9 protein-coding genes and 2 pseudogenes are annotated in these 13,005 nt (G+C 70.5%); 4 read left to right on the forward strand and 7 right to left on the reverse strand.

The features are described from left to right. Positions 1 to 90: 90 nt before the first annotated feature. The 5 genes and pseudogenes from ACFIMZ_RS05500 to ACFIMZ_RS05520 all read right to left on the reverse strand — a co-directional run. Positions 91 to 1,116 (reverse strand): adenosine deaminase, encoded by a 1,026-nt coding sequence (locus ACFIMZ_RS05500; RefSeq protein WP_431821751.1) that lies wholly within the window; start codon positions 1,114 to 1,116, stop codon positions 91 to 93. An 18-nt stretch (positions 1,117 to 1,134) separates the two neighbouring features. Next, positions 1,135 to 2,139, reverse strand: a complete 1,005-nt coding sequence (gene xdhC, locus ACFIMZ_RS05505) for a xanthine dehydrogenase accessory protein XdhC (protein ID WP_431821752.1) — start codon at positions 2,137 to 2,139, stop codon at positions 1,135 to 1,137. A 565-nt stretch (positions 2,140 to 2,704) separates the two neighbouring features. Next, complete coding sequence (locus tag ACFIMZ_RS05510) at positions 2,705 to 3,217, reverse strand: disulfide bond formation protein B (protein ID WP_431821753.1); 513 nt, start codon at positions 3,215 to 3,217, stop codon at positions 2,705 to 2,707. Positions 3,218 to 3,331: 114 nt separating this feature from the next. Further along, positions 3,332 to 4,708 carry an amidase gene (locus tag ACFIMZ_RS05515; RefSeq protein WP_431821754.1) on the reverse strand — a complete coding sequence of 459 codons (1,377 nt, stop codon included), beginning with the start codon at positions 4,706 to 4,708 and terminating at the stop codon, positions 3,332 to 3,334. Between the two features lie 7 nt (positions 4,709 to 4,715). Beyond that, positions 4,716 to 5,387 (reverse strand): annotated as a pseudogene (locus ACFIMZ_RS05520) (GntR family transcriptional regulator); the annotation flags it as partial. A gap of 263 nt (positions 5,388 to 5,650) precedes the next feature. On the opposite strand from ACFIMZ_RS05520, the gene ACFIMZ_RS05525 reads away from it, so the two are divergent. Further along, a complete protein-coding gene (locus ACFIMZ_RS05525) occupies positions 5,651 to 6,859 on the forward strand; it encodes a gamma-glutamyl-gamma-aminobutyrate hydrolase family protein (protein WP_431821755.1) in 1,209 nt (402 codons plus the stop codon). 159 nt (positions 6,860 to 7,018) lie between these two features. After that, the gene (locus ACFIMZ_RS05530; protein WP_431821756.1) at positions 7,019 to 7,648 is read left to right on the forward strand and encodes a DUF2968 domain-containing protein; all 630 of its coding nucleotides are present in this window, start codon (positions 7,019 to 7,021) and stop codon (positions 7,646 to 7,648) included. A gap of 149 nt (positions 7,649 to 7,797) precedes the next feature. Here the strand turns inward: ACFIMZ_RS05530 and ACFIMZ_RS05535 are convergent, their stop codons facing one another. After that, positions 7,798 to 8,907 carry a hypothetical protein gene (locus ACFIMZ_RS05535; RefSeq protein WP_431821757.1) on the reverse strand — a complete coding sequence of 370 codons (1,110 nt, stop codon included), beginning with the start codon at positions 8,905 to 8,907 and terminating at the stop codon, positions 7,798 to 7,800. Between ACFIMZ_RS05535 and ACFIMZ_RS05540 the strand changes: the two are divergent. Beyond that, positions 8,884 to 9,307: pseudogene (locus ACFIMZ_RS05540) on the forward strand (MFS transporter); the annotation flags it as partial. The gene ACFIMZ_RS05535 and the pseudogene ACFIMZ_RS05540 sit on opposite strands and share 24 nt — an antisense overlap. A 70-nt stretch (positions 9,308 to 9,377) precedes the next feature. Here ACFIMZ_RS05540 and ACFIMZ_RS05545 read toward each other — a convergent pair. Beyond that, positions 9,378 to 11,216: a tetratricopeptide repeat protein gene (locus ACFIMZ_RS05545; RefSeq protein ID WP_431821758.1), complete on the reverse strand. Its 1,839-nt coding sequence runs from the start codon at positions 11,214 to 11,216 to the stop codon at positions 9,378 to 9,380. A 130-nt stretch (positions 11,217 to 11,346) separates the two neighbouring features. Between ACFIMZ_RS05545 and ACFIMZ_RS05550 the strand changes: the two genes are divergently transcribed. Continuing rightward, complete coding sequence (locus tag ACFIMZ_RS05550) at positions 11,347 to 12,996, forward strand: FAD-dependent monooxygenase (RefSeq protein WP_431821759.1); 1,650 nt, start codon at positions 11,347 to 11,349, stop codon at positions 12,994 to 12,996. Positions 12,997 to 13,005: the final 9 nt, after the last annotated feature.

The following is a 13,005-nucleotide window of genomic DNA, read 5'->3' on the forward strand; positions in this document are numbered from 1 at the left end:
CGGCCCGCGCCGCCTCGGATATCAATCGGAAAGGCGTTCCTCAAGGTCTGTCGCTGTGACCGCGGCAGTCCGCATTCGTCGGTCGCATCGTCAGGCGGCGTGCCAGTACGCGTCGAGGCGCGCGGTCAGCGCGTCGCGTTGCGCGGCGTCGACGAACGACGCCTCGAAGCCGTTGCGGATCACGGTGTGGACTTCCGCATCCGTCAGGCGCAGCCCTTCGACGGTCGCGAAATAGTTGTCGTTGACGTAGCCGCCGAAGTAGGCCGGATCGTCCGAATTGATCGTCACCGCGACGCCCTGGTCGAGCAGCGCCTTCAGCGTGTGCTTCGCCATGTCGTCGAACACGCACAGCTTCAGGTTCGACAGCGGGCAGACGGTGAGCGCCATCCGCGATCGGGCGAGACGCTCGACGAGCGCCGCATCCTCGATGCTGCGCACGCCGTGGTCGATCCGGTCGACCTTCAGCAGATCGAGCGCTTCATACACATACGCGGGCGGGCCTTCCTCGCCCGCGTGCGCGACGAGCTTCAGGCCGAGCGCGCGCGCCTTCTCGAACACCCGCGCGAACTTCGACGGCGGGTTGCCGCGCTCGGACGAATCGAGGCCGACGCCGATCAGGCGATGCCGGTACTGCTCGAAGAGCGGCAGCGCGGCGTCGAACGTCGCGAGCGCATCCTCTTCGGACAGATGGCGCAGGAAGCACAGGATCAGCCGGCTCGACAGGCCGCGCTGCTCCGCATCGGCGAGCGCGCGCTCGATCCCCGCGACGACCGTTTCGATCGGCACGCCGCGCTCGGTGTGCGTCTGCGGGTCGAAGAACAGCTCGGTGTGGACGACGTTGTCCGCGAGCGCGCGCTCGCAGTACGCGGCCGTCATGTCGTAGAAATCCTGCTCGGTGAGCAGCACGCTCGCGCCCGCGTAGTAGATGTCGAGGAACGACTGCAGGTCGGTGAACGCGTACGCGGCGCGCAGCGCGTCGATCGAGTCGTACGCGAGCTTCACGTTGTTGCGCTGCGCGAGCGCGAAGATCAGCTCCGGCTCGAGCGAGCCTTCGATATGGATGTGCAGCTCCGCTTTCGGCGCACGGGCGATTTTCTCTTTGAATGTCGGAGTCATGGCGTTTTTCTTGGTCGGTCAGAAAGTAGGGGAAGCCTGCGCGGGCGCATGCGCTTCGACGGCCTGCAGCAACTGCGCGGCCACCGAGATCGCGATCACTTCGGGCGCCTTGTCGACGATGCCCTCGACGCCGATCGGGCAACGCATCCGCGCGATCTGCGCCGGATCGACGCCGATCGCCGCGAGTCGGTGATCGAACTGCACGCGCTTCGTGTGCGAGCCGATCATCCCGAAGTACGCGTAGTCGCCGCGCCGCAGGATGCGCTCGGCCAGCGCGAAGTCGCGCGCATGATCGTGCGTCATCACGACGAAGTAGCTCTGCGGCGGCGCGGCGTCGACGGCGTCGTCCGGCGTGTCGCTCGCGTCGATCGTCAGGTTGCCGATCCCGGCGAGCGTGTCGGACGGCGGGAATGCCGCGTCGCGCCGGTCGACCCAGCGCACGCTGCACGGCAGCGTCGCGAGCACCTTCACCAGCGCGGCGCTCACGTGCCCGGCGCCGAACAGCACGACCGGGAACGCATGCGGCGCGATCGTCTCGGTCATCAGCGCGACGCCGCCGGTTTCCCACAGCAGGCAGTCGGCGCGCGCGGCGGCCGGCTCCGGCTCGCTCAGGAGCGGCGCGCCCGGCGAGGGGCCGAATGATACGCTACGCACGGTCGCGGCGCCGGCCGCGACGCGTTTCGCGAGCGACATGATCCAGCCGAGATCGCCGACGTCGAGCCGCTCGAACGCGAGCACCACCGCGCCGCCGCAGCACTGGCCGAGGCTCGGGCCGAGCGCGAGCCGCTCGAGCTTGCGCGCGTGCGGCACGTGCGCGCCGTCCTTCAGCAGATGCCGCGCGATTTCGATCGCCTTCCATTCCAGATGGCCGCCGCCGATCGTGTGGCGCGCGGTGTCGCGCGTCACGAGCATCTTGGTGCCGGCTTCACGCGGCGCGGAGCCGTCGGTGTGCGCGACGGTGACGAGCACGGCCGCTTCGCCGTGCGCGAGCATGTGCTGGAGATCGCCGAGCCACGTTTCCATCAGCGCGCTCCCGGACGGTCGGCGCAGGATGCGCGGCGCGGGCCGGCGGGCCCGGAGCGGGGCGTGCGAGGTGCGCCGCCGAATGCGCGGACGCCCTGAGGGTGACAGATGCGGATGGTTTGCGTTGTCATGATGAATCCAGTCGACATTGCGGATCAGGCGCGCGTTACGCAGGGGTCGAGACCGCCCGGCCTCGCGCACGTAGATCGCCATCCAGCACGCACGATAGCACTGCAAAAAGGCCGGAAGATCGTCCGGCGTTGATGCGCGCTATCAGACGGCGATCATGTCGATCATAGGCCCGTCGCGGGACGTTGCGGGTCCGGTGGCCCGCGGCCGGGCCGGGACGCAGGCCCGGCGGGGCCGGGCAGGGTGCGACGGTGAAGCGGGGCGGGAGGCGGTCTGCCCGGAAAGGCGCGCCGCAAAGGGGTAGGTGTTTACGCGCGGCCGGCGAGGCGCGGCCGGCGAGGCGCGGCAAGCGAGATGCGCCGGCAGTTGCGGCCGGCAAAACCCGGCTGGCCGAACTTGCCCGGCGCGCGGCCGCACGCGCGGAGCCGATCGCGGCTCAGCCCGCGAGCTTGCGGCGATGGCGCCAGAGGCTCGCGGCAACCGGGATCAGGATTGCCGCGAAGCCGATCAGCGCCCAGCCGGGCAGCAGGATGCCGAAAATCGGCGGATAGACCGTCTCGCACAGACCGGCGACCTTGAACATGCCGGGGAACCAGTGCGCGGGCGGCAGGCTGTCGACGATCGGCTGCAGCGTGTCGAAGCCGCAGCTGAAGCCCGGGTTCAGCTGGATCGACAGGTGTCGCGCGGCGGTGCCGACGCCGGCGGCCGCCGAGATCGCGATCAGCAATTCGAGCAGCCAGACGCCGCGCCAGTGGTGCATCCCGGCGGCGAGGAACGCGAAGATGCCGATCGCCGCGAAGAAGTAGCGCTGGATGATGCACAGCGGGCACGGGTCCTCGTTCTTCACGTACTGCAGATAGAGCGCGCCGGCGAGCAGGGCGATGCATACCCAGCCGAGCAGCATCAGCAGGCGGCGTTCACGGCGTAGCGCAAGCGTGTAGTCGTTCATGGTCAGCGAGGTTCCTCGTGGGTCGGTCCGGAAAACAATCGCGCGATTTTAGCGCGAACGAACCGGCACGAACTGACGGCGCGCTTGTGGCGCACCGCCCACCCCGCTCACGCGTCAGCGGATCGTGTTCAGCACCGCTTCCACCGCCTGGCCGATCGCGAGCAGCGCGTCGTCGCGATGCGGCGCGGCGGCGAGCATCAGGCCGACCGGCGCGGCGTCGCGCGGATGGCACGGCAGCGACAGCGCGCACGCGTCGAGGAAGTTGAACGCGCTCGGGTTGCGCAGGATCAGCGCGTTGGTGCGCGCGAACGCGTCGTCGTCCGTTTCCAGCTCCGCGATGCGCGGCGGCACGACCGGCACCGTCGGCGCGACCAGCGCGTCGAAGCGCGACCAGACCGTGTGTGCGGCTTCGTCGAGCAGCGCGTGTCGCGCGGCGAGCAGGTCGAGGTAGTCGGTCGCGCTCGCGGGCTCGCCTTTCAGGATCCGCGTCAGCACGCGCGGGTCGTAGCGGTCGCGGTGCTGCGCGAGCAGCGGCCGGTGCCATGCGTAGGCCTCGATCGACGAGAAGCCGAAGCGGTTGATGTCCGGCAGCCGGTCGAGCGCCGCGAAGCGCACCTCGGCGACGATCGCGCCGGCCGCTTCCAGATGCTTGAGCGCGGCGTCGAGCGATGCGGCGACATCGGCGTCGACGCCGTCCGTCACATAGTTCGTCAGCACGCCGAGCCGCACGCCTTCGAGCGGGCGCGCGGCGGGCACGTGCGGCTCGAGGCCGGCGAGCATCCGGTCGACGAGCGCGCAGCACGCGACCGTCAGGCCGATCGGGCCGAACGAGTCGAGCGTCGTCGACAGCGGCACGCCGCCTTGTCGCGGAATCCGGCTCGCGGTCGGCTTGAAGCCCGTCAGTCCGCACAGCGCGGCCGGGATGCGGATCGAGCCGCCGGTGTCGGTGCCGAGCGCGACGGCCGCCATGCCGTCGGCGACCGATGCGGCAGCGCCCGACGACGAGCCGCCGGCGATCCGCGCGTCGCCCGGCACGTCGCGGCGATACGGCGAGCGCGGCGTGCCGAAATGCGGATTCAGGCCGAGACCGGAAAACGCGAATTCGCTCATGTTGGTGCGGCCGACCAGCACCGCGCCCGCGCGCTTGAGCCGCGCGACGGCGATCGCGTCGGTCGCGGCGGGCGGCGCGCCGTCGAGCACGCGCGAGCCGGCCCGGGTCACCTGGCCGGCGACGTCGAACAGGTCCTTCACCGACACCGGAATGCCCGCGAGCGGCGACAGCACGGTGCCGGCCGCGCGCAGCCGGTCGTGCGCATCGGCGGCGGCGCGCGCGTTGTCGGCGTCGACTTCGGTGAACACGACCGCGCCCTGGCCGGCCGGATCGGCGATCCGTGCGAGCGCGGTGTCGACGAGCGCGCGGCTCGTCGTCCTGCCGGACGCGAGGTCCGCGGCGAGCTGGGCGAGCGGAGGGAAGGGCGTGAAAGTGGTCATGGTCGGCTCAGGGACGAAGATGTTGAAGAAGTGTGGCGCGGAACGAGTCGATATGGCGTTCGACGGCCGCGCGCGCACCGGCGGCGTCACGCGCGGCGAGCCGCTCGAACAGTTCGCGGTGTTCGCGCTGGACCTCGGCGAGGTGGTCCGGTGCGGACAGCGTGACGAACCAGAAGCGCAGCGAGCGCTCGTGCAGCCCGCGCAGGATTTCGGCCAGCACCGGGTTGCGCGCGGCCGCGCCGATCGTCAGATGAAACGCGCGGTCGAGCTCCATCATCCCCTCGACGTCGTGCGCGTCGGCGCGGGTCTCGCCGTCGTCTAGCAGCGCGGCCAGGCGCGCGAAATCGTCCGGCGTCGCGTGGCGGGCGGCGAGCTCGACGCAGTGCGCTTCGTTGATGCGCCGCACGTCGATGATCGCGACGATGTCGTCGAGCGACAGCGGCTGCACCATCAGCCCCTTGCGCGGGATGACCGACAGCAGCCCCTCGAGCACGAGGCGATGCACGGCCTGATGGACCGGCGTGCGGCCAATGCCGGTGCGCGCGACGAGTTCGGCTTCGTTGAGCGCGGCGCCGGGCTTGAGGCGCATCGTGATGATGTCGCGCTGGATCAGCGCGTATGCGCGTTCGGCGAGGCTGGCGGACGAGACAGGGGCCGGCGGGCGGGCGGGGCGTCGATCCGGGTGTTCATGCGGGTGGTGGCGCGGAGGCCGGACGAGGCGAGGGCATTCGGACTGCTCCGGCGCGTGGGCAATGCGTCGATATTATTGTGATATATCACTGATGTCCAGCGCGTCCCGCCGGCGGCGATTCCCGCGCCGGAAGTGACCAGCCCCCTGCAACATTGATGACAAGATGTTGTCGGCTTCCCGCGCGATCGGGCACTGAAGCATAATGAATCCTCGTCAATCCACCCGCGTGAGCGACGCAGCAGACCACCGTCATGAGCGAAAACACGCCTTCCTTCGCCGGCCTGGCCGGCACGCCTTCTCCTTCCGATTCCACCCGTCCGAATTCGGCGAACGCAGCGGCCGGCACGGCCGCCCAGACGTCCGCGGCACAAGGCGTCGCCCATGACGTCGCCGGGGCGGGCGCTTCGCCCGTCACCGGGACGTCCGAGCAGGGCGCGCCGGGGGCCGCGGCCGGCGGCGCCGGCGCGTCGGCAGGCGCGACGGCGAGCGAACGCAAACCGGGCGCGCCGCCGCCGGGATTCGGCGCGCCGCCCGACTTCGACACGCCGCGGCCGCCGCCCGCGAGCGCGCCGACCGCACCGCCCGCCTACCTGAAGCAGAGCGACACGCCGTGGTCGGTGTTCGGCCGGATCATCGCGGCGCGCGCGCGCCGCCTGTTCGACCGCGCCGGCCAGCGCATCACGCAGCGCACGCTGCGCATCGGCGTGTCCGCGCGGATCTTCCATCCGGAGCCCGGCGCGAAGGGGCTGCGCGGCAAGACGCTGCAGTATCTGGAGGAATCGATCGCGCACTGGGTGATGTCGCGCGACGTGCTGGTCTTCATGATTCCGACCGTCGGTCATCAGGGGATGCTGCATCCGAGCAACATCCGCCTGCGCGACTATGCGAAGCATCTCGACGGCCTGCTGCTGCAGGGCGGCGCCGACGTGTCGCCGCAGACCTACGCGGCGTCGGACGCGCATCCCGAATGGCCGGGCGACCGCGTGCGCGACATGTACGAGCTCGAGCTGCTGCACGAATTCGTCGAGTCCGGCAAGCCGGTGCTCGGCGTGTGCCGTGGGTGCCAGCTGATCAACGTCGCGTTCGGCGGGTCGCTCTACCAGGACATCGCGACCGACGTGCCGACCGCGAACCCGCACGTGAGCGAGCATTACGACCAGCACCGCCATGCGATCCGGTTCCCCGACAGCTCGACGCTCGCGAGCATGTTCCCGGGGCGCAGCGAGGCGATCGTCAACTCGATTCACCACCAGGCGATCCGCGACCTGGGCCGCGACCTGAACATCGAGGCCGTTTCGGCCGGCGACGGGATCATCGAGGGCATCCGCTACCGGCGCGCGCCGTTCGTCGTCGGCGTGCAGTGGCACCCCGAGTTCCATCGCGCGGGCGGGGCCGAACTGCTCGATTGCACGCCGCTGCTCGACGCGTTCCTGCGTGCCGCGCGCGAGACCCGCCTGTAAGACTGGCGAGCTTTGCAACGACGCGCCGCATCTCGCTAAATTCGAGATGCGGCTTCGGCGAATTGAACGATAATCGTGAGTTCCCGATTCGTCCGCCGGAGTCTGACGTTGGTCTTCCGAAATCTTTCCCCTGTTCGATGCGCAGCGTGGATCGTTGCGATGGCCGCATGCGCGCACGCCGTTGCGGCGTGGTCCGCCGACGACACGGCGCCCGTCGCCGGCACCCGCCCGGCCGTGACGAGCCTGAGCGGCGAAGCCGCACCCGCGGCGGATGGCGCCGCGCAAGGCAACGTCGCCGAGCTGACGCGGATGCTGCGCGACGGCAAGGTTGTCGAAATGCGCACGGCGTACAACGGCAGCTACGGCGCGAGCCTGATGTTCGATCCGCAGGAAATGACGTACTACGTCGCGCTGTTCCAGGACAAGCACCTGTGGCGCGTGATCAAGTCGCAGGACAAGAGTCGCGCGGAAATGGTCTATGCGAATTTCAGTCAGCAGACCGTACAGTTGTCGGACATCGAAATCCGCCGGACCGAACTGCAGGCGCAGAAGGCGTTTCTCGAGCGCGTGATCGCGTTGTCGAACAGTCGCGCGCAGCAGCTGCAGGCGGACCTGGGCATCGCGCGCAGTCAGCAGGCGGAAGTCGCGCAGCGGCAGAAGTCGGCGCAGGAGCAGGCGCATGCGCTGCAGATCGAGAAGCGCGCCGCGCAGGCGCAGCTGCGCGAGCTGCAGCAGCAGGTGCAGCAGCTCGAGCGGCAGACCGAGACGGGGTTGCCTGCGCACAAGTAACCGCGCGCAGGCCCGGATCGACAAGGATCGACGAAGCAGCGGGCCCGGCAAAGGCGCGATCTTCGCCGAGCCGGACAACAAGGACAGTCTGAAGAATCAGCCCGATCGGCTTGCGCGGATCGGGCTGTTTTTTTTGTGCGGCGCGCAGGTTAGCGCGTGAATGCGTCCGGCGCGTCGGTCAGGCGCCGATGTGACAGACGCAACGTCCAGTCGCCATCGGCAGCAACCGTCTGCGCGGCCGGCACGGCTGCGGCACGCTCGGCTCGCAACGCCTTTTCCAGCGCGATCAGCGTTTGCGGGTTGTCGAGATCGTCGAGTGGCGCTGTCGTGGACGTGCGCCGAAGCGCGGGGGCTGCCGCCGACGGTGCTGCGGGCTGGACGTGTGCGGCGACCCGGTGGACCGCGGCAGGCATGGCGGGCTGCGCGCGCGCCGTCGCCTGCCGTTCGCTCGCACGACGTGTTCGCGGGATCGCGGCGGCGCGCGTCACGACCGGACGTTCGGCTTTGGCTGTCTTCGGCGCGGCGTCGGCAGTAATCACTGGCCTGGTCGCTGCCGCTTCTGGTGCGGCGTGGACCGAAGGCCCGGTGGCCGGTGCGCGGGCAGCGGCGCGCGCGGGGCCCGGCGGCTGGGCGACACGGCCGATGGCGGTGACGCTCGATTGCACGTTGCCCGGCGCCGACGCAAGATCGAACGCCGGTTCGTGGGCAGCGATGAGCCAGCCGATGATGCCGAGCGCGCCGAGGGTCCAGCAGGACGCGAGCATGGCGCGCCGCGCGGGTGCGGCGGCGTCCGCATGCGAGCGAGGCCGGACCACGACGGGTTCGGGCTTCGCGTCGCTCGACGGCGTCCAGTGGCAGGTGCGATGCGGAGCGTCGACGTCGATGCACGAGGTCTCGGTCCGCGCGACGCACGCGCTGCCCGATCGGGCGTCCGACGTGCCGCGAAACGTCCACTCGCGCCCGAGCGGGATGCCGTCGAGTGGCCGGAATCGGGGAACGGCAAGTTCGCCTTCGACGGGAACGAGTGGCGATTGATTCATGGCAGCGATACGCGGTGCGGCATGGGCGTGGAGCGGATGCGGCGCCGGCTTCGAAGTAAATTCGAAATTGTGATCGCTGGGACGCGGGCAGTCGATCAGACCAATCTGATTTTTGGGTCCGTATTTTCGACCAAGCACTGTCCAGCGGCAGGTGAGTGTGGAGCGAAGGACGTACGCCGGGGGTGTTGACCGTCGACGTTCGGCAAGGAAGTGCTGCACCTGTCGTCGATCGACGCTCTCGTCGTGACGGTCTGCGTCGGCCTGTCGAACCTCGTCTGGCTGCCGTTGTCGGGCGCGCTGTCGGGCCGCATGGGCCGCCGCCGGGTGCTGATCGCGTTCACGCTGCTCACGCTCGTGCCCCGCCTATCCGGCCGTCCAGTGGCTGGTCGCGCAGCCGTCGTTCCTGCGGCGGCTCGCGGTCGAGTTGTGGCTGTCGTTCCTCGATGCGTCATACAACGGCGCGATGGTCGACGGCGTCACGCCCGCGATCTCGACGTTGCTGATCCACGAAACGGGCAACAAGGCCGCGCCGGGGCTCTGGCTCGCGATCGCGGCCGTGTGCGGCCTGATCGCGACGCTCGTGCTGTATCGCACGCCGGAGCCGAGCAACCCGTACAGGGCAATCCGAGCCCGGCGCGGTCGATATATCGTCCGCGGGGAGCGCATTGCGCCCCCTGTTTCATTTGGGCTCAGGCGGTGCGCAGCATGTCGGCGATTTCGCTCACGACTTCGCGCCATTGCCCCGGCGCGGGCTGGCGCACGAGCCGCGCCTGCGGATACCACGGGCAGTCGCGGCCGCCGAACCAGCGCCAGTCGGCCGCGAACGGCAGCATCAGCCACAGTGGCTTGCCGAGCGCGCCGGCGAGATGCGCGACCGCGGTGTCGATCGAGACGACGCCGTCGAGCCGTTCGATCAGTGTCGCCGTCGCGGCGAAGTCGGTCAGCCGGCTACCGAACGGGTGGACGCGTGGATGCGCGTCGAGGCGGGCCTGCTCGTCGTCTTCGACGGCCGGCTGCAGCACGATCCAGTCGATGTCGGGCAGCGCGAACAGCGGCTCGAGCTCGGCCAGCGGCATCGAACGGTTGTCCCGTGCGTGGCGCCGCCCGGACCAGACGATGCCGAACTTGCGTCGTTGCTGCCCGCCGAGGGAGCCGCGAAAGCGTCGGCGGGCAGGGTCTGGTACGTGGAGGTAGCGCGTGCCGGACAGGATGTCGTCCGGCTGCAGCCCGAGCGCAAACGGCAGGCTCAGCAGCGTGCATCCGACGTCCGCTGCGGGCGCTTTCGTCGCGCCCTGCGCGACGAGCGTGACGCGCCAGCGCGCGGCGGCCGGTTCGAGCAATGTGACAAGTTCCGGCTGAACTTCCAGCACGACGTGCGCGCAGCGCGCGCGGGCAAGCGGCACGAAGCGGACGAACTGCAGCGTGTCGCCGAACCCCTGTTCCGCGCGGATCAGCAGCGTGCGCGACGCGATCGGCTCGCCCTGCCAGCGCGGCAGCGTGCCGAGCGGCGTCGCGCCGGGCGTGGCGTGGCGCGCCTCGTAGGCGGGCAGGCCGCGGGTGAAATCGCCGAGCGTCAGCAGCGTAACCGCGCGATGCAATTGCGCCAGCGTGAAGTCCGGCTCGACGCGCAGCGCCTGGTCGAACGCGCGCAGCGCCATCTCGTGCGCGCCGAGCGCGTGGTGCGCATTGCCGAGGTTCAGCCACGCGAGACTGAACGACGGATCGAGGCCGACCGCGCGCTCGTAGTACGGCAGCGCGTCGCGATGGCGGTCCTGCGCGCTCAGCGCGTTCGCGAGACCGAACAGCGCGAGCGGAAAGGACGGATGCAGCGCGAGCGTGGCTTCGAACGCCGCGGCCGCTTCGGCGTGGCGGCCGACCGCGTCGAGCGTGTTGCCGAGGTTGAAATGCGCGGCGACGAAGCGCGGCTGCGCGGCGATGGCCGCATGGAAATGCGCGATCGCGTCGTCGGCACGGCCCATCGCGGACAGCGCCATCGCGAGGTTGTTGTGCGCGCCCGCATGGCCCGGCCGCAGTTCCAGCGCGCGATGGAACGCGGCCAGCGCGTCGTCGTGGCGGCCGAGCGCGTTCAGCGCGTTGCCGAGATTGTTGTGGATCGACGCGTCGTCGGGCGTGAGCCGCAGCGCTCGGCCGAACGCGTCGATCGCCTCGTCGTGACGCTGCAGCGCCGCATACGCGTTGCCGAGGTTGTAGTGCGCGAGCGGAAATTCGGGCGCGAGCGTCAGCGCGTTGCGAAAGCGGTCGAGCGCCTCCTCCACGCGGCCGAGCGCTTTCAGCGCATTGCCGAGATTGAGCTGCAGCGCGGCGTCGTCCGGGCGCAGCGCGACCGCGCGGCCGACGAGATCGGCCGCTTCGGCGTGCTGGCCCTGCTGATGCCGAAGCACGCCGAACAGATGCAGCGCGTCGGCGTCAGCGGGATTGGCGGCGAGCGCGGCGCGGTAGCCGTGCTCGGCGTCGGCGAGGCGGCCCGCGCGATGCGCGGCGTACGCTCGGTCGAAGGCGGAATCCATGACGCGAAAACTGGCGGGAAACGCGCATTGTCCCATACCCGGCCAGGGGGACCCCGCTCGGCCGTCCGGCATATGGTCCCGTCAGGCGGAGCGGCGTAGACTTGCAGGGTCGCGAGTCATCGAGGTTCTCATGGTCGACGAACTGCTCGATATCCCACCCGTGCTGGTCGTCGGCGCCGGGCCGACCGGCCTTGCCGCGGCGATGAGCCTTGCCCGGGCGCGCGTGCCGGTGCGCGTGATCGACCAGGCGGCGGAGCCGTCGCCGTGTTCGCGCGCGATCGGCCTTCAGGCGCGCACGCTCGAGTTGCTGGAGCAGCATCGCGTGGTCGAACCGTTTCTCGCGAGCGGGCACCGCGCGCACGCGGCGGCGCTGCACGCGGACGGCCGCGTGATCGCCCGGCTCGATTTCGACCCGCTGCAGACGCGCTATCCGTATCTGCTGTTTCTCGACCAGAGCATCACGGAGCGGCTGCTCGCCGAGCATCTCGAAAGCCTCGGCGTCACAGTCGAACGCGGTCTTGCGTTGACCGCCTGCGACGCGGGCGGCGCGTCCCTCGACGTGACGATCCGCGATGCACGCGGCGCCGAGGAGCGGCTCGCGCCGTCGTACCTGATCGCCGCCGACGGCGCGCACAGCACGGTGCGGCATCTGCTCGGCGTGGGCTTTGCCGGCCGGCCGTTCGAGCAGACGTTCCTGCTCGCCGATCTCGCGGCGATTCCCGACTGGCCGGACGACGAGATTCATCTGTTCACGACGGCGGACGGCATCGCGGGCCTGTTCCCGATGGGCGACGGCCGCTACCGGCTGGTGGCGGACCGGCCGCGGGAGAACGGCGCGCTGTCCGACGAGCGCGGGCCGTCGCTTGCACAATGCCAGGAGATCGTCCGTGCGCGCATGGGGACGTCGATCGTCCTGAGCGACCTGACGTGGTCGTCCTATTTCCACCTGCACAGCCGGATGGTCGAGCGCTTGCGGCACGGGCGCGTATTCTTCGCGGGCGACGCCGCGCACGTCCATAGCCCGGCGGGCGCGCAAGGCATGAACACCGGCATCCAGGAGGCGTTCAACCTCGGCTGGAAGCTCGCGCGGGTGCTGGGCGCGGGGGCGCCGGAGCGGCTGCTCGACACGTATCACGCGGAGCGCCATCCGATCGAGCGCGACGTGTTGCGGCAGACGAGCTTCCTGACGCAGATCGTCGAGGCCGATCGCGGGCCGATGAAGCTGTTGCGCGATCACGTCGTGCCGCTGCTGGCGTCGTTCGGGCCGATGCGCGACGCGGTGCGGCGCACGGTCAGCGAACTGGGGGTGCAGTACCGCAAGAGCCCGCTCACGCTCGAGCGCGTGCTCGACGGCGGCCCGCGCGCGGGCGAGCGGGCGCCCGATGCGCTCGTGCACGTGATCGACGGGCCGCTCGGGCAGGCGCCGGGCGTCGCGCGGCTGTTCGACCTGCACGAGCCGACGGGCTTCACGCTGCTGCTGCTCGAGGAGCCGCCCCAGGAGGGCGGGGCGGGCGCGACGCCGCCCGCTGCCGAGGCCGCGCAGGCCCTTGCGCAGTCGCTCGAACGGATCATGCCGGGCGCGGTGCGCGTGTGGCGCGTCGCCGATACCGAAGGCGACGGTGCGGCAGGGCTGGCTGACGCCTATGGCCGGTCGCGTCCGTCGTTCTACCTGCTGCGGCCCGACGGCTATATCGCGGCGCGCGGCCGGCTCGCGTCCGACGCGAACGCGCTGCTGCGCCACTGCGAAAGCTGGTTCGCCGGCGTATCGCTGCCCGCGTAGCGGCAGCGA

The organism is Burkholderia sp. F1, assembly GCF_050813845.1.
Classification (GTDB): domain Bacteria; phylum Pseudomonadota; class Gammaproteobacteria; order Burkholderiales; family Burkholderiaceae; genus Burkholderia; species Burkholderia ubonensis.

What these genes read in the sequence shown, in the direction of transcription:
- ACFIMZ_RS05500 (WP_431821751.1), bottom strand. Translation starts at nt 1,116, where the DNA reads ATGACTCCGACATTCAAAGAGAAAATCGCCCGTGCGCCGAAAGCGGAG.
- xdhC (WP_431821752.1), bottom strand. Translation starts at nt 2,139, where the DNA reads ATGGAAACGTGGCTCGGCGATCTCCAGCACATGCTCGCGCACGGCGAA.
- ACFIMZ_RS05510 (WP_431821753.1), bottom strand. Translation starts at nt 3,217, where the DNA reads ATGAACGACTACACGCTTGCGCTACGCCGTGAACGCCGCCTGCTGATG.
- ACFIMZ_RS05515 (WP_431821754.1), bottom strand. Translation starts at nt 4,708, where the DNA reads ATGACCACTTTCACGCCCTTCCCTCCGCTCGCCCAGCTCGCCGCGGAC.
- ACFIMZ_RS05525 (WP_431821755.1), top strand. Translation starts at nt 5,651, where the DNA reads ATGAGCGAAAACACGCCTTCCTTCGCCGGCCTGGCCGGCACGCCTTCT.
- ACFIMZ_RS05530 (WP_431821756.1), top strand. Translation starts at nt 7,019, where the DNA reads ATGGCCGCATGCGCGCACGCCGTTGCGGCGTGGTCCGCCGACGACACG.
- ACFIMZ_RS05545 (WP_431821758.1), bottom strand. Translation starts at nt 11,216, where the DNA reads ATGGATTCCGCCTTCGACCGAGCGTACGCCGCGCATCGCGCGGGCCGC.
- ACFIMZ_RS05550 (WP_431821759.1), top strand. Translation starts at nt 11,347, where the DNA reads ATGGTCGACGAACTGCTCGATATCCCACCCGTGCTGGTCGTCGGCGCC.